Origin of the sequence: Gryllotalpicola protaetiae, assembly GCF_003627055.1 — a bacterium.
Lineage (GTDB): Bacteria > Actinomycetota > Actinomycetes > Actinomycetales > Microbacteriaceae > Gryllotalpicola > Gryllotalpicola protaetiae.
Genome location: NZ_CP032624.1, coordinates 1,399,369 through 1,419,595, shown reverse-complemented (window position 1 = coordinate 1,419,595; position 20,227 = coordinate 1,399,369). Strand labels below are relative to the sequence as shown.

The window sequence follows — 20,227 nt, the reverse complement described above, 5'->3', positions numbered from 1 at the left end:
CGGCTCGCACGATTCGTCACCCCGATCGTCGCGTTCGGGGTGACATATCGTGCGTCGTGCCGCCCGCGCCGAGTCACCCGACGGCCAGCACGAGCTTTCCGCCCGCGCGGCCGCTCTCGCCGACCCGGTGCGCCTCGGCGATGTCGGTGAGCGGGAACGTCTGGACGGGCGGCACCGCGAAGCGCCCTGATGCCAGCAGCTCGGCGAGTTCGCCCAGCACGTAGAGCGCGCGCCCGGCGTCGCCCCGGCTGAAGCGCACGCCGTTGTCGCGCGCGCCGAGGAAGTCGGCGACGGTGATGACGTTCTGCGCGCCGCCCGCGAGCTCGATCAGCTCGGGCAGGATGCCGCTGCCTGCCACGTCGAGCGCGAGATCGACCCCGCCGGGGGTGAGGGCGCGCACCCGCTCGCCGAGGCCGTCGCCGTAGACGACCGGCTCGGCGCCGAGGGAGCGCACGTAGTCCTGCTTCGCAGCGCTCGCCGAGCCGATCACGCGGGCGCCGCGGGCGATCGCGAGCTGCGTCGCCGCACCGCCGACGTTTCCTGAGGCGCCGCTGATGAGCAGGGTCACGGGGCCGGCGCTGCCGTCTCTGCTCACGCCGAGCTGGTCGAGCGCCCGTGCCGCGGTCTCCGCCGAGGCGGGGAGGGCGGCGGCCTGGGTGAAGTCGAGGCCGTCCGGAATGGGCGCGTAGCTCGAGAGCACGGCGAGCTCGGCCTGCGCAGCCCCGCCCGAGAACCCGTAGACGCGATCACCCAGGGCGACGTCGACGACGCCATCGCCGAGCTCGTCGACGACTCCGGCCGCCTCGTAGCCCAGCGTCTGGGGAAGCTCGGGGTCCATCTGCCCCAGCCGCTTCTTCCAGTCGCTCGCGTTCACCCCGGCGGCGCGCACCGCGATTCGCACCTCGCCCGGGCCCGGGTGCGGCTCGGGCAGGTCGACGATTTCAAGGACCTCGGGGCCGCCGAAGCGGCTGAACTGCGCAGCCTTCATAAGGGGAACGCTAGTCGGCGAGGTGGCGTGCGGTCGGACATCCGTCGTCGCCGCCGCGCACTAGCGTTGCCTCATGGCTCAAGGTGGGGCTGCCGTGCCCGCAGGCGCCTTAGGGCGCGCGCGACTCGTCGTTGAGTTCGCCGCGCTGGCGGTGCTCACGCTCGCCGCGTACACAGCGCTCTGGCTCACCCAGAACGCCCTCTGGACGAACGGGCTCGTCGCCGGCATGACCGCCCAGACGCCGCGGCCCGGTTCCGACCCGGTCGTGGGGCTCGACGCGACGGTGCGGGTGATCGTGCTCGGCGCGGCCGTCACCGGCCTCGCGGTCTGGCTGTTCGTGCGCGCCGAGCGCTTCGCGGCGGCCGGGCTCACCTGGGCTCTGATCACGCTGCCGCTGGTGATCGCCGTCGCGCTCTACTTCCTGCCGCCGACGCTGTCGATCGACGCGTACTCCTACCTGTCGCACGGCTTCCTGGCGGCGACGCCGGGGCTCAACCCGTACGTCGACGCGTCGTCATCGGTGGCGTGGCTGCCCTATGGGCAGCTGTTGCTCGACAGCGGCTGGCAGGCGGTGCATCCGGTCACTCCGTACGGCCCGCTGTGGACCATGTTCGAGAAGGGCGCCTACCTGCTCTCCGGGAACAACGTCGGCCTCGGCATCCTGCTCATCAAGCTGCCGTCGTTCCTCGCCATGCTCGGCACGGCAGCCCTGATCTGGCGCCTGCTCGCCCGCATCGCGCCCGATCGGCGCCTGCGCGGGGTGCTGCTGTTCCTCGCGAACCCGCTGATCCTGATCGAGCTCGCGGGCGAGGGGCACAACGACGCGGTGATGATCTTCTTCGTCGTGCTCGCGATGTTCGCGACGGTGCGCCGCTGGGCGTTCGTCGCCGTCGTCGCGATCGCGCTCGCCGTGCTCGTGAAGGCGAGCGCCGCGCCGCTCGGGCTGCTCGTGCTCGTGGCGCTCGTGCTCTGGCGGCGGTCGGCTCGTCGGCTCGCGCTCGAGCTGGTCGCCGGCGTCGTCGTGAGCGCGGGCGCGGCGGTTGCGCTGTTCGCGCCGTTCTGGGTCGGGCCGGCGACGCTCAACGGGCTGTTCACTGAGGCCGCCGCGCCGCCGGGGCTGTCGATCGCGGGCATCGTCTACGGCATCCTGCGGCCCGGGACCGCAGAGATCGTTCTGCTGGCTCTGCTCGTGCTGCCGACTGTCGCCGCGTGCTTCCTGGTGCGCACCGTGACCGGGTTCATCCGCGCGTGCAGCATCGTCTCGCTGCTGATCTTCGTGCTGCTGCCCCTCGAGTGGCCGTGGTATGCGGCGCTGCCATCGGCGCTGCTCGCGCTCGGCGCGGCCGAGATCGAGACGGTCGTGATCGTGCTGCTCGCGCTGGGTTCGCGGGTCGTCGCGCCCTTCGGTGACGCGAGTGCGATCGGCTCGGTCTACTACACGATCTTCTACACGGCGCAGGCGTTCTTGGGGCAGGCCGTGCCCGGGCTGGTCGGCCTGTTCGCGACGGTTGCGCGGGTGATCAGGGAGCGGGGCTGGCGAGCGGATGCCTCCGCCGAGGCCGCCCGCGAGCTCGCCCCCGCACGTTCCGGCAATTAACGCACGATTCGTCACACGGAACCCGCGTTCTCGTGTGACGAATCGTGCGTCTTGCGTCCGTTCCTGGGCTAGACGGCCGCCTCGATGGCCGCGAAGTCCTCGTCGGACAGTTCGACGGACGCGCCCGCAATGTTGTCCTCGAGGTGCTCGACGCTCGACGTCCCGGGGATCGGCAGCATGACGGGCGAGCGCCTCAGCAGCCACGCCAGTGCCAGCTGCGACGGGGTCGCTCCGGTCTTCTCGGCGAGTCGCGCCAGCGGGCCGCCCGGCTGCGAGAGCTTGCCGGTCGCGAGCGGGAACCACGGGATGAATCCGACGCCGTGCGCCGTCGACCAGTCCAGCAGCTCTTCGGACTGGCGGTTCGCCACGTTGTAGAGATTCTGCACCGACACGATCGACGCGACCTTCTGGGCGGCCTCGACCTCTGCGACGGACACCTCGGAGAGGCCGATGTGGCGGATCTTGCCCTCGTCCTGCAGCTTCTTCAGCTCGCCGACCTGGTCCTCGAGCGGCACCTCGGGGTCGATACGGTGCAGCTGGAACAGGTCGATGGTGTCGAGGCCGAGGTTGCGCAGACTGAGCTCCGCCTGCTGGCGCAGATAGGCCGGGCGGCCGACCGGAGTCCAGATATTCGGACCCTGGCGGGTCAGACCTGCCTTGGTCGCGATGACCAGGTCATCGCGGTACGGGTGCAGCGCCTTCTTGATGAGCTGCTCGGCGATGACGGGCCCGTACGAGTCGGCGGTGTCGATGAAGTTCACACCCAGCTCGACGGCGCGCTGCAGCACGCGCACGGCGCCCTCGGGGTCACGGGGTTCGCCCCAGACGCCCGGCCCGGGAAGCTGCATCGACCCGAAGCCGAGGCGGTTGACGGTGAGGTCACCGCCGATCGCGAAGGTTCCGGATGCCGCGGCGGTCAGTTCTGTGTCAGTCATTCACATCTCCTCAGATGGTCCTTCTGGGTCAAGGTGCCCCGGTCGTCGGTCATTCCCCGCCACGCGCCGGTCAGCTATGCGCGAACTTCCTGCGGAATCGGCTGTGCGAACGGCGCTGGGTCGAAGGTGCCGTAGCGGTCGCGGAACTCCGAGACGCGGGCCGGCCACAGCAGGGTGAGGCGACCTGATGCCTCGTCGCGGTACCAGCTCGAGCATCCGCCCGTCACCCAGACCGTGCGTGCCGCGAGCCGGTCGATCTCGGCCGAATAGGCGGCCTCGGCGTCTGCGGTGACTTCGAGCGGGGCATCCGTCGCATCGAGCCGCTCGAGCGCGCCGAGCACGTAGCCGAGCTGGGCCTCGATCACCTCGAACGCCGAGTGGTGGCCGAGCGCCGCGTTCGGCCCGTCGAGCACGAACAGGTTGGGGAAGCCGTGCACGACCGTTGACGCGTGGCTCGTCATGCCGTCGGCCCAGTGGGCGGCGAGGGTCTCGCCGTCGCGGCCGGTGACCAGGCGGGCGAATGGCGGCCGCGTGGTCTCGAACCCGGTGGCGAAGACGAGCACGTCGAGTTCGTAGCGGGCACCGGATGCCGCGACCGCCGTCGTGCCGTCAACAGTGGTCAGTGCGCTGGGCTCGAGCGTCACGTTCGGGCGCTGCAGCGCCGTGAAGTAGTCGTCGCTGAACACGGCGCGCTTGCAGCCGAGCTCATAGTCGGGGGTGAGCTCGGCGCGCAGCCGCGGGTCGGCGACGTGCGCGCGCAGGTGGGTTTCCGCTTTGGCGCGCAGGGCGGCCAGCTCGGGCGAGCCCGAGAGGCGCGAGTCGAACAGCTGCTCGGCCTCTGCCGAGAGCGCCGCCCGATCGGGTTGCGGCTCGCCCGGCGCGAGCGCGCGATCGCCGCGCGGCAGCACCCACGCGGGCGTGCGCTGAAAGACGGTGACGGATGCCGCGACCTTCGCCACCTCGGGCACGAGCTGCACCGCGCTGGCCCCCGTGCCGACGATGCCGACGCGCAGGCCGTCGAGCGGCGCGTGGTCCCAGCGGGCCGAGTGGAAGGCGCGGCCGGGGAAGGTTTCGAGGCCGGGGATGCCGGGTGTCTTCGGCTCGCTCAGGCGGCCGGCGGCCATGACCAGAGCGCGGGCGGAGTACTCCCCGCGCGGGGTGGTCAGGCGCCAGCATCCGCTCTCGTCGTCCCAACGGGCGCTCGTGAGAGTCTCCCCGAGCCTGAGGTGGGGCGCGAGGCCCTCTGCCTGCGCGGTGTCGCGCAGGTACTCCAAGATCTCGGCGCCCGGTGCGAACCGGCGCGACCAGTGCTGCTTCGGGCGGAACGAGTAGGAGTACAGCCGGCTCGGGATGTCGCACGCGACACCCGGATAGGAGTTGTCGCGCCACGTGCCGCCGAGGTCGTCGGCGCGCTCGAAGATGAGGAAGTCGTGACGACCGGCGCGCTTCAGCTGCGCCCCCATGCCGATGCCGGCGATGCCCGCGCCGATGACCGCCGTTCCGAGCGCCGAACGCTCAGCCATCGGAGCGCACCTCGCCGTAGGTGGTCGTGCGCTGGCGCACCGGTCGGCCGAGCTCGGCGGCGAGCCGGGTCACATCGGCGACCGTGAGCTGGCGGCCCTGCTCGGGGCCGGCGCTCGGGTCGACGACGCCGTCGAGCAGGACCCCGCCGAGGTCGTCGGCGCCGCCGGCGAGCACGAGCTGCGCGCCGCGCAGGCCGAGCTTCGTCCAGGCCGCCTGGATGTGGTCGATGCGCCCCGCGAGCATCAGCCGCGCGACGGCGTGGACCGCGCGCGACTCGCGCAGGCTCGGGCCGGGGCGGGCGCCCGGCACGTCGACCGGCGATTCGCTGGGCAGCCAGGGCATGGCGATCAACTCGGTGAAGCCGCCGGTCCGATCCTGCAGCGCGGCCAGCGTGCGCAGGTGCTTCACCTGGTCGGCGGCGGTTTCCACGTGCCCGTAGATCATCGTGGCGGTGGAGCGCAGGCCAGCGCGGTGTGCGTTCTCCACAGTGTCAAGCCAGACGGATGCCGGAATGTCGGTGCCCCCGGTCAGGATGCCGCGTATGCGATCATCAAGAATCCGCGCCCCGGTGCCCGGCACGGTGTCGACACCGGCTGCGCGCAGCCGCTCCAGCCAGCCGGCGAGGGCGAGCCCTGCCCGGGCGGCGCCGTCGAGCACTTCGGCGGGCCGGAAGGCGTGCAGGTGCAGCCCCGGCTGCGCGCGCTTGATGGCGCGGGCGAAGTCGAGGTAGCCGTCGGCGCCGAGCTCGCGAGGGACCGCGCCCTGGGCGCAGATCTCGGTCGCGCCGAGTGCCGCCGCCTCGTCGGCGAGTGCGGCGATGTCGCTGGCCGGCAGGCCGAGCGAGGCGTCGAGGTTGCGGTTGATCGCGTAGGTGACGGTGTCGCCGACGCGCTCGTGCCGGACCCGATCGGCGAGCGCGGCCAGCGTCTCGAGGTCGTCGCCGTCGGCGTGCAGCAGGGCGACGTACTCGGCGTCGGTGAGGCCCGTGGGGTCGGCCTCGGCGCGCTTCAGCACCGACTCGAGGTAGGCGTCGTGCTTCGCGAGCCCGTAATCGTCGGCGAGCTCGAGCAGGCGCGGACTCAGGCGGTCGTCGAACCAGTCGGCGCCACGCCCCGCGTCGCCGCCGGCGGCGACGGCCCCGCGCGCCTCACGGAGGTAGTGCGGGTGCGCGGTGAGGCGCTCGCGCAGCGTGTAGCCGCCCTCGGCGGTGAGCCGGGCGAGCTCCTCGATCTGCGGCCAGGGGCGCTCGGGGTTCACGTGGTCGGGAGTGAGGGGTGAGACGCCGCCCCAGTCGTCGATGCCTGCACGTACGAGAAGCGCGAGCTCGCCGGCATCCGTCAGATTCGGCGGTGCCTGCACGCGCATGCCGGGGCCGAGCAGCACGCGGGTGACCGCGACGGCTGCCGCGTACTCCTGCGTCTCGAGGTCGACGGCGCCCATCATCGCGGTGGCGTTCTTCGCGCGGAAGTTCTGCACGATCACCTCTTGGATGTGCCCGTGCTTCTCGTGCGACGCCCGCAGTGCGAGCACCGCGTCGATGCGGTCGGCCGCCGTCTCGCCGATGCCGAGGAGCACCCCGGTGGTGAACGGGATGCGCGAGCGCCCGGCGTCGTCGATCACCCGCAAGCGCACGGCCGGGTCCTTGTCGGGCGAGCCGAAGTGGGCCTCGCCCGGCGTCTCCCAGATGCGCGACGAGGTCGTCTCGAGCATCATGCCCATCGACGGCCCGACGGGCTTCAGCCGCTGCAGCTCGGCCCACGACATCACGCCGGGGTTGAGGTGCGGCAGCAGCCCGGTCTCGGCGAGGATCAGCTCGGCCATCGCCTTCACGTAGTCGAGGGTCGACTCGTAGCCGTGCTCGTCGAGCCACTGTCGCGCGATCGGCCAGCGGTTCTCCGGCCGGTCGCCGAGGGTGAGAAGCGCCTCCTTGCAGCCGAGCGCCGCGCCCTGGCGGGCGACCTCGAGCACCTCCTCGGGCTCCATGTACGGCGAGATGCCGGCCTTCGTGAGCTTGCCCGGCGTCTGCACGAAGATGCAGTAATGGCAGCGGTCCTGGCACAGGTGCGTGAGCGGGATGAACACCTTGCGCGAGTACGTGATGACTCCCGGCCGGCCGGCCGCCGCGAGCCCGTCGTCGCGAATGCGGCCGGCCACGAGCAGCAGCCGGTCGAGGTCCTCATCGCGGGCGGCGAGCAGGATCGTGGCATCCGCGTGCGAGAGCGAGACCCATGGCTCGCGCGCGCTTTCCAGACGGTCGAGGGCGCCGTCGAGTTCGTCGGGGCGGGCATAGGGGGCTGCGGGGGTGCGCAGCATCAGCGGAACGGCCATGGGTCACCTAGACATGGGTGGGCGAATACGGATGCCGAGCCGGAACGCCATCAAAGCCAGATGCGCGCAGCTCGGCGGCCAAAATCCAGGCCGCTGCCGATGGAACCAGCCTAAACCGAGTCGCAACGATTCGACTGAACGGATTCCTGGCACAGCGACGACCCGCCCACTAGCGTGAGTCGACACGACTCAGCGAGGGGCGCCCATGGGTTTCGACACGAGCTGGCTCGGCGCGAGCGACGCGAAGGCGTTCGCCGCAGCGCCGCCCGGTTGGCCCCGCACCCGGTTCCCGCGTGTGCGGCTGATCGTGTGCGCCGCCGCCGTGATCGTGGCTGTCGCGCTGATCGCGCTCAACACCTCGGGCAGCGCAGCGCTGGCCCTGCTTGCGGGCGCCGCGATCCTCACCGCGGTCATCTGTGGCGCCCTCGCGGGCGCGGCCCTGATCGCGCGTCGGGCCGAGCCGAAGTTCCTGCGTCTGCATCTCGCCGCCGAGGCCAACGGCTTTACCTTCGCCGAGTCGGGGCTCACCGCCGTCGACTTCGCGCTGCTGCACGCAGGGGACGACCTCGAGGGCACGAGCTACTTCCGCGACGACCGCGGCACCGAGTTCGGCTCGCTCACCTACACGACGGGAACCGGGAAGCCGAAGACGACGCATCCGTGGCACTACGTCATCGCCCGGCTGCCCGCGGCGCTGCCGCACCTGATTCTCGACGCACGCTCGAACGACTTCCTCGGCAGCGACCTGCCCGACAGCTACGACCGGGTGGGTCGGCTGTCGCTCGAGGGCGACTTCGACAAGAGCTTCCGGCTGTACGCCCCGATCGCATACCAGCAGGACGCGCTCTACGTTCTGACGCCTGACGTGATGGCCCTGCTCGTCGATCACGCGGCCGACTACAACGTCGAGATCACCGGCGACCGAGTGGTGTTCTTCAGCGAGATCGAGTACGACTTCCTGCGCCGAGCCGACTGGGCAGAGGTCGACCGCCTGCTCAGCACGGTCATGCCGAAGCTGGCCGATCGCGCGGCCCGTTGGGCGCATCAGCTCTGAACGCGGCGACGCGGTCGAGCCACTCGCCGACCGCGGCGGCGACCAGACCGAGCTGCTCGCCGATGATGTTGTGGCCAGCGGCGTCGAGCACGAGGAACGAACCGCGCGGGTAGTGATCGAGGCGGCGCCAGGCGTCGGTGTAGCCCACGACGTCGTCTTGCCGGCCGGCGATGAAGAGCGCCGGTTTCGAGAACGGGACGGATGCCTGATCTTCCGGCTCGACCTCGAACGCGTAGTTCTCGGCGATGCGCTCGAGGCCCGCCTGGTCGACCAGCTCGATGCCCGGTTGCACGGTCTCGATGAAGTTCTCGAGCCCCGCCGCAGACTGCCAGACGGCGAAGCCGCGGTAACCGTCGGCGACGGCGCCGGGAACGCCCTCGAAGATGGCGGCGTCTTCGTGAAGGACCGTGCGCGGCGGTGCCGTGCGCTCGCCGTGCTTCGCCACGAACACCCCCGCGAGCGTTGCGAAGCCCATCACTTGCTCACCGAAGTCGTGCGCGAGGCGCCGCGCAAGCATGCCGCCGTACGAGTTTCCGAGCAGCGCGAACGGCTCGTCGCCGATCGCGCCGCGCACCGTGTCAGCGAGTTCGATCACGAGATCTTCCGCGCTCGCGATGTCGCCGATCGGCGACCGCCCCATGCCGGGCAGGTCGACATAGATGCGTCGCCACCCACCCCGCGCCGCGATGGCATCGTCGAGCGGCAGCAGAATCCGATGGTCGACCCCGAATCCGTGGATCAGAACCAGCGGCGCCCCTGAGCCGCGCGTCTCGATATGCACGCGTCGAGGCTACGCACGACCGCCGACATCCGGGGGTGCGGAATGCACGTTCGTTCGCGATCGAACGTGCTTTTCGCACCCGCCGACGGCGGCACGGTGCCGCTCAGGCCAACGAGGCGGCCAGGTCGAGCGCCGCGCCCGCGAGGGCGGCGGAGGTTGCGGCATCCTTCATCCACAGCGGTACGGCATGCGAGCGGATGCCCAGAGCCGACACCGCCTCCACCGAAGACGCGTCCTCTTCGCCGACCAGCCAGCCATCGAGCAGGCCGCCGTCGGCGCGCGCGCCATAGTGGCGTGCGACGGCGAGAGCAGAGGTCTCGACGCCGATGGCGGTCAGGCAGGCATCCGCATAGCCGCGCACCGCCGCGCCGCCGATGATCGGCGAGACGCCCACCACCGGAGCGGATGAGGCGCCGAGCGCCTCGCGGATGCCCGGGATCGCGAGCACGGTCCCGACCGAGACGACCGGGTTCGAGGGTGCGATGAGCACGACGTCGGCAGAGGCTAGAGCGTCGCGTACCGGCCGCGTCGCGGACGCCCCAGTCAGCCCGAGCTGCACGAACCGCCGCGCGGGAACGGCGGCGCGGTGCTTGACCCACCATTCCTCGAAGTGCACGAGCTCGGGCCCCGCGCCGAGGTCGATCTCGACATGCGTTTCGACCGACTCGTCGCTCATCGGCAGCAGCCGCACGGGCAGCCCCGCGCCGTCGTTCCAGCGCGCGGCGAGGCGTGCGACGACCTCGGTCAGGGTCAGCCCCTCGCGCAGCAGCGCGGTGCGGGCGATGTGGGTGCCGAGGTCGAGGTCGCCGAGCGTGAACCACGGCCATCCGACGCCGTAGGCCGACAGCTCGGCCGAGACGCGGTACGACTCGTCGCGCAGGCCCCAGCCGCGCTCGTCGTCGTTGACACCGGCGAGGGTGTACATCATCGAGTCGAGGTCGGGGGTGACGCGCAGGCCCGCGATCCAGGAGTCGTCGCCCGTGTTGACGATCGCGGTGACCGACGGGCGGTTCTGCCCGTCGGTTCCGGCCGGCGACGGGTAGCGCCGCTCGAGTTCCCCGACGAGACCGCGCGTGAACCGCGCGCCCCCGACGCCCCCGACGAAGACGACGATGTTCTGTGGCATCCCTCGAGCCTATGCGCCGCCCGGTCGTCGATAAATCGCTCGCCGCCGCCGCTAAAGCGGACTTATCGACGAGCGAGCGGGCCGGCTCGCGCCGGGTCGTCAGAAAGTCGGCGCGCGACGCCGGAATCGGCGACTAATCGACGACCGGGGCGACGAGCGGCGCGAGCAGCGCGGCGACCGCCGCCGCGCGCTCGACGGGCAGGGCGCCAACGGTGAGGCGGATGCCTGGCCGACCCGGCTCATCGGCCACGAACGGCGCCCCGGCGGCGACGCGCACCCCCGCGGCGCCGAGCACGGCCACGGCCTCGCGCTCGTCGCGCACCGGCAGCCACAGGTTGATCCCGTCACCCGATGGCACCGACACGCCCCGCCGCCCGAGCGCCGCCACCAGCGCGGCCTGCCGCTCGGCGTACACCCCGCCCGCCCGCGCCACCGAGGCCACCGCGAGCGGGTCGCGCAGCAGCTCGAGCAGCACTCGCTGAAGCATCCGCGAGGTCCACCCCGGGCCGAGCAGCCGTCGCGCCACGATGCGGTCGACGAGCGGCCGCGGGCCGCCGAGCGCCGCGATGCGCAGGTCGGGGCCGTGCGACTTCGAGAAGCTGCGCAGGTGCACGACCTGGCCGGGCAGCCAGGTGCCGAGCGAGACATCCGGCGCGCCTGAGATGAGCCCAGAGTGGTCGTCCTCGATCACGACGATCGAAGCCCCGCGCCGCTGCCCCGCGATGATGCGGGCGAGCTCCTCGGCGCGCTGCGACGAGAGTGACGCCCCAGTCGGGTTCTGCGCCCTCGGCTGCAGCACCACCGCCGACACCCCGCGCGCGAGCGCCCGGAACAGCGACCGCGGGGTGACCCCCGAGCCGTCGAGCTCGAGCGGTACCCGCTCGACGCCGTGCGCCTCGAGCATCTCGAACAGCGGCGGGAAGCCGGGCACCTCGACGGCGACGCGGTCGCCGAACCGCACAGTCTGGTCGAGCGTGCGCGAGAGGCCGTCGAGCGCGCCGTCGATCACGGTGAGCGCTTCGACCGGGTACGGCCAGGCGTCGCGCAGCAGCCGGTGCAGCTCGGGGATGACCGGAAGCTCCTGATACGCCCCCGTGCCCGCCTGCCAGATGATGCGGCCGACCACGGGCTGCAGCTCGGGCAGCAGCGCGACATCGGGAGTTCCGCGCGACAGGTCGAGCTCGCCCACGGGCGCGCGACCGGCGAGCTCGGCCATGCTCCGGGGCAGCCATGAGGCATCTGTCGCCCCCGGCTCGCGGACGAAACTGCCGGACCTGCCGCGCGCGACGATCAGGCCCGCGGCGAGCAGTGTCTGCCAGGCGTGCGAAACCGTTGCGGGCGACACGCCGAGGGATGCCGCGAGCTCGCGCACCGTCGGCAAGCGGTCGCCCGGGGCGAGCTCACCAGAGGTGATCTGCCTCGCAATGCTTGCGGCAATGCCCCGAGGGGAGGTGTCATCAGGTCTCGGCAACATTTACCGCCGCGTCACGCGAGGAAATTGTCGGGAAATGTTCACGCCGAACGATAACAGAACGACAGTTGGAGGTTTTCGATGACGGTCATCCGAGCCGCGATCACCCAGACGACCTGGACGGGCGACAAAGAGTCCATGCTCGACAAGCACGAGCAGTTCGCCCGCGACGCCGCGGCGCAGGGCGCTCAGGTGATCTGCTTCCAGGAGCTCTTCTACGGCCCCTATTTCGGCATCACCGAAGACAAGAAGTACTACGACTTCGCCGAGCCGGCCGACGGTCCGATCGTGCAGCGCTTCGCGGCGCTCGCCAAAGAGCTGAGTCTCGTGATGGTGCTGCCGATCTACGAGGCCGAGATGCCGGGGCTGTACTACAACACGGCCGTGGTGGTGGATGCCGACGGCAGCGTTCTCGGCAGCTACCGGAAGCACCACATCCCGAACCTCGACAAGTTCTGGGAGAAGTTCTACTTCCGCCCGGGGAACCTCGGCTACCCGGTGTTCCAGACCGCCGTCGGGCCGATCGGCGTCTACATCTGCTACGACCGGCACTTCCCTGAGGGCTGGCGCGAGCTCGGGCTGAACGGCGCGCAGATCGTCTTCAACCCGAACGCCACGAAGCCGGGCCTCTCCAACCGCCTGTGGGAGATCGAGCAGCCCGCCGCCGCCGCCGCGAACGGCTACTTCGTCGCCGCCCCGAACCGGGTCGGCCGCGAGGACAACGAGTACGGCGACCTCGCCGTCGACTTCTACGGCTCGAGCCAGTTCGTCGACCCGCGCGGCAACATCATCGGCGGCTACGCGTCGGGCACCGACGAGGAGCTCGTCATCCGCGACCTCGACCTCGACCTGATCAGGCAGGTGCGCGACGACTGGCAGTTCTACCGGGACCGCCGGCCCGAGTCCTACACGAGCATCCCGAAGCCGTAGGAGGAGCGATGACCACACTCATCACGAACGGCACCGTCGTCAACGCGACGGGCACCGTGGCCGCCGACGTGCTCATCGACGGCGAGACGATCGCCGCGGTTCTGGCGCCCGGCTCCCAGCTGCTCGGCCCTGACCTCAAAGCATCCGTCGACACCGTCATCGATGCGCAGGGGAAGTATGTGATCCCCGGCGGCGTCGACGCGCACACCCACATGGAGATGCCGTTCGGCGGCACCTTCGCGTCCGACACCTTCGAGACCGGCACGCGCGCAGCCGCGCACGGCGGAACGACCACGATCGTCGACTTCGTCGTGCAGTACGCGGGCGAGAACCCGCTCGACCAGTACGCGCTGTGGCACGAGAAGGCGGCGGGCAACTGCGCGATCGACTACGGATTCCACCAGATCCTCTCGGACGTCCAGGACAGCTCGCTCACCGCGATGGACGAGCTGATCAAGGAGGGCGTGACGAGCTTCAAGCTCTTCATGGCCTACAAGGGCGTGTTCCTGTCGGATGACGGCCAGATCGTCAAGGCCATGCAGAAGGCCGCAGACACCGGCTCGATGATCATGATGCACGCCGAGAACGGCGCCGTCATCGACGTGCTGCAGCAGCAGGCGCTCGCCCGCGGCGAGACCGCGCCGTACTACCACGGCACGACCCGCCCCTGGCAGACCGAGGCCGAGGCGACGCACCGCGCCATCTCCTACGCCGGCATGACCGGCGCGCCGCTCTACGTCGTGCACGTCAGCGCGAAGCAGGCCGTCGAAGAGATCGCGGCGGCCCGCGACCGCGGCCAGAACGTGTTCGCCGAGACCTGCCCGCAGTACCTCTACCTGAGCCTCGAAGAGCAGCTCGGCGCGCAGAGCGACGAGTGGGGCAGCTTCGAGGGCGCCAAGTGGGTGTGCTCGACGCCTCTGCGCAGCCGCGCGGAAGGCCATCAGAACCACATGTGGCAGGGCCTGCGGACGAACGACCTGCAGGTCATCTCGACCGACCACTGTCCGTTCTGCATGAAAGACCAGAAGGAGCTGGGCCTCGGCAACTTCGCCAAGATCCCGAACGGCATCGGCTCGGTCGAGCACCGCCTCGACCTGATCTACCAGGGCGTTGTGCTCGGCGAGATCTCACTGCCCCGCTGGGTCGAGCTGACCTCGACCACCCCGGCCCGCATGTTCGGCTTCTACGGCAAGAAGGGCGTCATCCAGCCCGGGGCGGATGCCGACGTCGTCATCTACGACCCGAACGCCCACACCACGATCAGCGCGAAGACGCACCACATGAACATGGACTACTCCGCGTGGGAGGGCTTCGAGATCGACGGCGGCGTCGACACGGTCCTGTCCCGCGGCAGGGTCATCGTCGACAAGGGGGGCTACCGGGGCGCCAAGGGCGACGGCTCGTTCATCAAGCGCGGCCTGAGCCAGTACCTGGTCTAGCGGGAACGGCAGGCCAGACCATGGACTTCGGCGTCGTCCTCCAGACCGACCCGCCCGCGAGCAGGGTGATCCACCTCGCCGAGCTCGCCGAACAGTACGGCTTCAGCCACGCGTGGACGTTCGACTCCCACCTGCTGTGGGAGGAGCCATACGTCATCCACTCGCAGATCCTCGCCCGCACCCACCGCATCAAAGTGGGCCCGTTCGTCACGAACCCCGCCACGCGGGACTGGACGGTGACGGCTTCCGTCTTCGCCACCCTCAACGAGCTGTACGGCAACCGCACCGTGTGCGGCATCGGCCGCGGCGACTCGGCGGTGCGGGTCACCAACGGCAAGCCGGTGACGATGGCCGAGCTGCGCGAGGCGATCCACGTGATCCGCGAGCTCGGCAACTCGCGCTCGGTCGAGTACAAGGGCTCGACGCTCCGCTTCCCGTGGTCGAAGGGCAGCGAGCTGCCGGTATGGGTCGCGGCGTACGGCCCGCAGGCTCTCAAGCTCACGGGCGAGGTGGGCGACGGCTTCATCCTGCAGCTGGCAGATCTCGACGTGGCCGAGTGGATGATCAAAGCAGTGAAGGATGCCGCACGCAAAGCGGGCCGCGATCCGGAATCCCTCGCCATCTGCGTCTCAGCCCCGATGTACATCGGCGACGAGCTCACCCACCAGCGCGAGCAGACCCGCTGGTTCGGCGGCATGGTCGGCAACCACATCGCCGACATCGTGAAGCGCTACGGCGAGGACGGCGGCGCCGTTCCGCAGGTGCTCGTCGACTACGTGAAGGCGCGGGAGGGCTACGACTACAACCAGCACGGCCGCGCCGGCAACACGCACACGGCGTTCGTGCCCGACGAGATTGTCGACCGGCTGTGTGTGCTCGGTCCGGCATCCGCTCACATCGAGAAGCTCACGGCCCTCAAAGAGCTAGGCGTCACCCAGTTCGCCGGCTACCTGCAGCACGACAACAAGGAGGAGACGCTGCGGGTCTACGGCGAGACGGTGATCCCCGCGGTCTCCGAGCACGTGATCGCGAAGGCGTGACGCCCATGCCCGTCGTCGCCCGCCGCGTCCTGTATGCCTTCGGCGGCATACTTCTGCTCGCCGCCCTGTGGGAGCTCTACAAGGCGGTCGGGCCGGCCGACGGCGTGCACTGGGGGCAGACGGTCGTGCTGCCGCGCACGAGCGATCTCGCGATGCCGCACCTGTGGTCGATGTTCCAGCGCTACGGCCAGCCGGTCGACTCGTCGGCGGGCTCGCCGACCGTCCTCTCCGCGGTGCTGCGCGCGAGCCTCATCAGCCTCGGAATCGCGGCATGCGGCTGGGCGGCCGGCGTGATCCTGGGTGCGCTGCTCGCGCTGCTGATGGTGTCGTGGCGGCTCGCCGAGCGGGCGATCCTCCCGTTCGTCATCCTGAGCCAGACCGTGCCGCTCATCGCGCTCGCGCCGCTCGTGGTCACGTGGGGATCGCAGATCCACGCGGGCGACTTCGTGTGGAAGCAGTGGATGTCGGTGGCCGCGATCGCCGGCTACCTCGCCTTCTTCCCGATCTCGGTGGGGCTCCTGCGCGGGCTGCGCTCGGCGCCCGCGACGCAGCTCGAGTTGTTCCGCAGCTTCGCGGCCGGGTGGTGGCGCACGCTCTGGCATCTGAGGCTGCCCGCCGCCGTCACCTACCTGCTGCCCGCACTGCGCGTCGCGGCGGCGGCGGCCGTCGTCGGCGCGATCGTCGCCGAGGTGTCGACCGGAATGCAGGGTGGCATCGGCCGCACGATCCTCGCCTACGGCATCGCGTCGGGCGGCGACCCGGCCAAGCCGTGGGACGCGATCATCGGCGCGGTCGCCGTCGGGCTCGTCGTCGCCGGCCTGGTGTCGCTCATCGGCCTGGGCCTCGGCAGGTTCCGCAGAACGGAGGAGTCGGCATGACCGCCGTCGTAGAGGTCGAGAACGTCACCCGCGTGTTCGCGGCGGCCCGCAGCTCGGTGACCGCGCTCGACGACGTGAGCCTTTCGGTCGCGCCCGGCGAGTTCGTGTCGCTGATCGGGCCGAGCGGATGCGGCAAGAGCACGCTGCTGCGCCTCATCGCCGACCTCGACGAGCCCACCTCTGGCACGGTCAGCGTGTTCGGCAAGACCGCCAGGCGGGCGCGTCTCGACCAGGACTACGGCATCGCCTTCCAGCAGGCCGGGCTGCTGCCGTGGCGCACGGTCGCCGCGAACATCGGGCTGCCGCTCGAGCTGCACAAGGTGCCGGCATCCGCCCGCAAGTCGCGCGTCGCCGAGCTGCTCGCCCTCGTCGGCCTCGAGGAGTTCGCCGGCCACTACCCCGACCAGCTCTCCGGCGGCATGCAGCAGCGCGTCGCGATCGCGCGCGCCCTCGCCGAGAAGCCGCGGCTGCTGCTGATGGACGAACCGTTCGGCGCCCTCGACGAGATGACCCGCGAGCGCATGCAGACCGAACTCGTGCGGCTCTGCGCCGAGACCGGCGCGGCCGTCGTGTTCGTGACCCACTCGATCCCCGAGGCGGTGTTCCTCTCTGACCGCGTCGTCGTGATGACGCCGCGGCCTGGGCGGGTGACGAGGGTCATCGAGGTGAGGCTGGGTCCGGCATCCGACCGCGGTGAACGACTGCGGGAGAGCGCAGATTTCTACGCCACCGTCACCGCCGTGCGCGAGGCGCTGCATGGCGACGGCGCGAGCCTGCCCGTGGGGGTCGAGACGCGATGAACCGGTCGTGGCTCGGCACCGCGTGGCGCACCGTGCTGCCGCCCGTCGTGTTCGGCGTGCTGCTGATCGCCGCCTGGCAGGCGTTCGTCGTCGGCGCGCAGATCAAGCCGTTCCTGCTGCCGGCGCCGAGCGCGATCTGGCAGATGATCACCCACAACCCGGCGCTCATCTGGCACGCCTCGCTGGTCACCGGCGGCAACGCGCTCGTCGGGCTCGTCGCCGGCACGGTCGTCGCGCTCGTGCTGGCGGCGATCGCCGCGGCCGTGCGCGTCTTCGACCACCTGAGCGCGCCGATCGTCGCCGCCATCGCGGTGCTGCCGATCGTCGCCGTTGCGCCCGTGCTGTACACGATGTTCGGCGCCGGCTCGCAGCTGCCGCGCCAGATCGTGGCGGGCATCGCGGCCTTCGCACCGGTCTTCCTCAACACGCTGCGCGGGCTGCGCCAGGTGAAGCCCGTGCACCGCGAGCTGATGACGGCGTACGCCGCGAGCCCCTGGCAGGCGACCAGAGCGGTCACCCTGCCGGGCGCGCTGCCGTACTTGTTCTCCGGCATCAACGTCGCCGCCTCGCTCGCCGTCATCTCGGCGCTCGTCGCCGAATACTTCGGCGGCCCGCAGACCGGCCTCGGCTCGCTCATCACCTCGGCCGCCGCGAACAGCGGCTACGCCGCCGCGTGGGCGTACGTGTTCGGCGCGATCGTCGTCGGACTCGTCTTCTACCTCGTCACCCTCGGCCTCGAGAAGGCGGTGACGAGAGGGCGCGGCACCTGAGCGCCCGTCACACACCTCACCTCGCACCACCCCCCGCACCACGGAACCGCACCCCGATTGGAGCAACTCATGAAACACAGCACGCGCCGAGCCATCGCGCTCGCCGGCGCCGCCGCGGCGGCCGCCGCCCTTCTCGTCGGCTGCTCGAGCACCCCCGCCTCGACCGGCAAGGCTACGACGAAGGCCGGGCTCACCCCCGTCAAGATCCAGCTGCAGTGGGCCGTGCAGGCCCAGTTCGCCGGCTACGTCGAGGCGGTCAAGCAGGGCTACTACAAGGACGAGGGGCTGGATGTCACGCTCGTCCCGGCCGGCGGCGACATCGTGCCGCAGACCCAGCTCGCCAACGGCGCCGTCGACTACGCGATCGCGTGGGCGCCCAAGGCGCTCGCCTCGCGCGAGCAGGGCGCCGCGATCACCGACGTCGCCCAGATCTTCCAGCGCTCCGGCACCCTGCAGATCTCCTTCAAGTCGAACGACATCACCTCGGTCAAGGACCTGAAGGGCAAGACGGTCGGCAGCTGGGGCGGCGGCAACGAGTTCGAGCCGTACGCCGCCATGACGAAGTCGGGCCTCGACCCCGCGAAGGACGTCACCATCGTGCAGCAGGGCTTCGACATGAACGCCTTCCTCGACGGCGACATCAAGGCCGCCCAGGCGATGACGTACAACGAGCTGGCGCAGGTGCTCGAGTCGACGAACCCGAAGACCGGCAAGCTGTACACGCTCGACGACCTCAACATCCTCGACTGGTCCGACCTCGGCTTCGGCATGTACCAGGACGGCCTGTGGGCCGACAGCAACAAGCTGAAGAACGACAAGGCCTATCAGAAGCAGACCACCAAGGTCATCGAGGCGACGCTCAAGGGCTGGGTCTACGCCCGCGACCACATCGACCAGACCGCGGCCGACGTCGTCGCCGCGGGCAGTCAGCTCGGCCTCAGCCACCAGACCTGGCAGACCAACGAGGTCGACAAGCTGATCTGGCCGTCGCCCGACGGCGTGGGCAAGATCGACACGAAGACCTGGGATCAGACCGTCGACATCGCGCTGCACACCAAGAACGGCAGCGGCGCGACCGTCATCACAGCCAAGCCCGATTCGGATGCCTACACGAACACCTACGTCGACGAAGCGCTCGCCGACCTCAAGAAGCAGGGAGTCGACGTCACGGGCGAGGACTTCAAGCCCGAGACCGTGACGCTCCAGCCCGGCGGGAAGTAGAAGATAGCCCCATGACCGAACTCGACCCAGCCGACCAGCAGCTCGCCCGCGACCTCGATCGCGCGCACGTGTTCCACTCCTGGTCGGCGCAGGGGGCGTTGAATCCGCTCGTCTTCGCGGGCGGTGAGGGCGCCCGGCTCTGGGACTTCGAGGGAACGCAGTACCTCGACATGTCCAGCCAGCTCGTCAACGTCAACATCGGCTACCAGCACCCCAAGGTCGTCGCGGCGATCAAGGCGCAGGCCGACGTGCTGACCACGATCGACCCGAAGCACGCGAACCTCGCCAGGGGCCGTGCAGCGCAGCTGATCGTCGAGAAGGCGAACCTCACGGGCGCCGAGTTCGAGAAGGTCTTCTTCACCAACGGCGGGGCGGACGCGAACGAGAACGCGATCCGCCTCGCCCGGCTCTACACCGGGCGCGACACCGTGCTCTCCACCTACCGCAGCTATCACGGCAACACGGGTGCGGCGATCGTCGCGACCGGCGACTGGCGGCGGATGCCCAACCAGTACGCTCGCGGCCACGTGCACTTCTTCGGCCCGTACCTCTACCGCAGCGAGTTCTGGGCCGAGACCGAGGAGCAGGAATCCGAGCGCGCCCTGCACCACCTCGAGCGCGTCATCCAGGCAGAAGGCCCCGACACGATCGCCGCGCTGCTCATCGAGACGGTGCCGGGCACGGCGGGCATCTTGGTGCCACCGCCCGGCTATCTCGAGGGCGTGCGCGAGCTCGCGACCCGCTACGGCATCGTGCTCATCGCCGACGAGGTGATGGCGGGCTTCGGGCGCACGGGCGAGTGGTTCGCGCACCAGGGCTTCGGTGTCACCCCCGACCTGATCACCTTCGCGAAGGGCGTCAACTCGGGCTATGTGCCGATGGGCGGCGTCATCATCCCGCCGGCGATCGCGCACGCGTTCGACGAGCGGGTCTTCCCCGGCGGGCTCACGTACTCGGGGCATCCGCTCGCCGCCGCGTCCGTCGTGGCCACCATTGAGGCCATGACCGACGAGGGCATCGTCGAGAACGCGAAGCGCATCGGCGACGTCGCGATCGGCCCCGCGCTCGACGCGCTCAAGGCGAAGCACCCCGAGCTGATCGGCGAGGTGCGCGGGCTCGGCTGCTTCTGGGCGATGGAGCTGGTGGCGGATGCCGCGAGCCGCGCTCCCCTGCCGGACGCCGTCATGGCAGGCATCCGCTCGGCCCTCGTCGGCCGCGGTGTGCTGCCGTTCGTGCAGAACAACCGGATTCATGTCGTTCCTCCGCTTGTCGTCACGGAAGGTGAGATTTCGGAGGCATTCGGTCACTACGATGCGGTTCTGAGTGAGATTCGTCTTTCCTAGTT

17 protein-coding genes are annotated in these 20,227 nt (G+C 70.5%); 10 read left to right on the top strand and 7 right to left on the bottom strand.

Going from position 1 to position 20,227, the window contains the following annotated elements:
• Nucleotides 1-73 precede the first annotated feature (73 nt).
• The gene (locus D7I44_RS06930; RefSeq protein ID WP_120788821.1) at nucleotides 74-988 is read right to left on the bottom strand and encodes an NADP-dependent oxidoreductase; all 915 of its coding nucleotides are present in this window, start codon (nucleotides 986-988) and stop codon (nucleotides 74-76) included.
• Between the two features lie 73 nt (nucleotides 989-1,061).
• Between D7I44_RS06930 and D7I44_RS06925 the strand changes: the two genes are divergently transcribed.
• Nucleotides 1,062-2,585 carry an MptA/MptB family glycosyltransferase gene (locus D7I44_RS06925; RefSeq protein WP_162940102.1) on the top strand — a complete coding sequence of 508 codons (1,524 nt, stop codon included), beginning with the start codon at nucleotides 1,062-1,064 and terminating at the stop codon, nucleotides 2,583-2,585.
• A 68-nt stretch (nucleotides 2,586-2,653) separates the two neighbouring features.
• On the opposite strand, the gene D7I44_RS06920 is transcribed toward D7I44_RS06925, so the two are convergent.
• From D7I44_RS06920 to cofG, 3 genes are all read right to left on the bottom strand, one after another.
• The gene (locus tag D7I44_RS06920) at nucleotides 2,654-3,520 is read right to left on the bottom strand and encodes an aldo/keto reductase (protein WP_120788819.1); all 867 of its coding nucleotides are present in this window, start codon (nucleotides 3,518-3,520) and stop codon (nucleotides 2,654-2,656) included.
• A gap of 74 nt (nucleotides 3,521-3,594) precedes the next feature.
• Nucleotides 3,595-5,043 carry a flavin-containing monooxygenase gene (locus tag D7I44_RS06915; protein ID WP_120788818.1) on the bottom strand — a complete coding sequence of 483 codons (1,449 nt, stop codon included), beginning with the start codon at nucleotides 5,041-5,043 and terminating at the stop codon, nucleotides 3,595-3,597.
• Complete coding sequence (cofG, locus tag D7I44_RS06910; protein WP_120788817.1) at nucleotides 5,036-7,372, bottom strand: 7,8-didemethyl-8-hydroxy-5-deazariboflavin synthase CofG; 2,337 nt, start codon at nucleotides 7,370-7,372, stop codon at nucleotides 5,036-5,038. The genes D7I44_RS06915 and cofG overlap by 8 nt, the downstream gene beginning before the upstream one ends.
• Before the next feature lie 205 nt (nucleotides 7,373-7,577).
• On the opposite strand from cofG, the gene D7I44_RS06905 reads away from it, so the two are divergent.
• A complete protein-coding gene (locus tag D7I44_RS06905; protein ID WP_120788816.1) occupies nucleotides 7,578-8,426 on the top strand; it encodes a hypothetical protein in 849 nt (282 codons plus the stop codon).
• Here the strand turns inward: D7I44_RS06905 and D7I44_RS06900 are convergent.
• The 3 genes from D7I44_RS06900 to D7I44_RS06890 form a co-directional block, all read right to left on the bottom strand.
• Nucleotides 8,377-9,207 carry an alpha/beta fold hydrolase gene (locus tag D7I44_RS06900; RefSeq protein WP_120788815.1) on the bottom strand — a complete coding sequence of 277 codons (831 nt, stop codon included), beginning with the start codon at nucleotides 9,205-9,207 and terminating at the stop codon, nucleotides 8,377-8,379. The two genes, D7I44_RS06905 and D7I44_RS06900, sit on opposite strands and share 50 nt — an antisense overlap.
• A gap of 103 nt (nucleotides 9,208-9,310) precedes the next feature.
• Entirely contained in the window at nucleotides 9,311-10,333 is a 1,023-nt protein-coding gene (gene cofD, locus D7I44_RS06895) for a 2-phospho-L-lactate transferase (protein WP_120788814.1), read from the bottom strand.
• Between the two features lie 133 nt (nucleotides 10,334-10,466).
• Nucleotides 10,467-11,714 carry an aminotransferase class I/II-fold pyridoxal phosphate-dependent enzyme gene (locus D7I44_RS06890; RefSeq protein WP_245980095.1) on the bottom strand — a complete coding sequence of 416 codons (1,248 nt, stop codon included), beginning with the start codon at nucleotides 11,712-11,714 and terminating at the stop codon, nucleotides 10,467-10,469.
• Between the two features lie 171 nt (nucleotides 11,715-11,885).
• Between D7I44_RS06890 and D7I44_RS06885 the strand changes: the two genes are divergently transcribed.
• The 8 genes from D7I44_RS06885 to D7I44_RS06850 all read left to right on the top strand — a co-directional run bounded on the left by D7I44_RS06885 (nucleotide 11,886) and on the right by D7I44_RS06850 (nucleotide 20,225).
• Complete coding sequence (locus tag D7I44_RS06885) at nucleotides 11,886-12,734, top strand: nitrilase-related carbon-nitrogen hydrolase (protein ID WP_120788812.1); 849 nt, start codon at nucleotides 11,886-11,888, stop codon at nucleotides 12,732-12,734.
• 8 nt (nucleotides 12,735-12,742) lie between these two features.
• The gene (gene hydA, locus D7I44_RS06880) at nucleotides 12,743-14,173 is read left to right on the top strand and encodes a dihydropyrimidinase (protein WP_120788811.1); all 1,431 of its coding nucleotides are present in this window, start codon (nucleotides 12,743-12,745) and stop codon (nucleotides 14,171-14,173) included.
• Nucleotides 14,174-14,193: 20 nt separating this feature from the next.
• On the top strand, nucleotides 14,194-15,213 hold the full coding sequence (locus D7I44_RS06875) for a TIGR03842 family LLM class F420-dependent oxidoreductase (protein ID WP_120788810.1): 1,020 nt from the start codon (nucleotides 14,194-14,196) through the stop codon (nucleotides 15,211-15,213).
• A 5-nt stretch (nucleotides 15,214-15,218) separates the two neighbouring features.
• Nucleotides 15,219-16,091, top strand: coding sequence for an ABC transporter permease (locus tag D7I44_RS06870; RefSeq protein WP_120788809.1), 873 nt, complete (start codon nucleotides 15,219-15,221; stop codon nucleotides 16,089-16,091).
• Nucleotides 16,088-16,891 (top strand): ABC transporter ATP-binding protein, encoded by an 804-nt coding sequence (locus D7I44_RS06865; protein WP_120788808.1) that lies wholly within the window; start codon nucleotides 16,088-16,090, stop codon nucleotides 16,889-16,891. The genes D7I44_RS06870 and D7I44_RS06865 overlap by 4 nt, the downstream gene beginning before the upstream one ends.
• The gene (locus D7I44_RS06860) at nucleotides 16,888-17,661 is read left to right on the top strand and encodes an ABC transporter permease (RefSeq protein ID WP_120788807.1); all 774 of its coding nucleotides are present in this window, start codon (nucleotides 16,888-16,890) and stop codon (nucleotides 17,659-17,661) included. Before D7I44_RS06865 ends, D7I44_RS06860 begins: the two co-directional genes overlap by 4 nt.
• A 69-nt stretch (nucleotides 17,662-17,730) precedes the next feature.
• A complete protein-coding gene (locus tag D7I44_RS06855) occupies nucleotides 17,731-18,882 on the top strand; it encodes an ABC transporter substrate-binding protein (protein ID WP_120788806.1) in 1,152 nt (383 codons plus the stop codon).
• Nucleotides 18,883-18,893: 11 nt separating this feature from the next.
• Nucleotides 18,894-20,225, top strand: a complete 1,332-nt coding sequence (locus tag D7I44_RS06850) for an aspartate aminotransferase family protein (RefSeq protein WP_120788805.1) — start codon at nucleotides 18,894-18,896, stop codon at nucleotides 20,223-20,225.
• The last annotated feature ends 2 nt before the right edge of the window (nucleotides 20,226-20,227 follow it).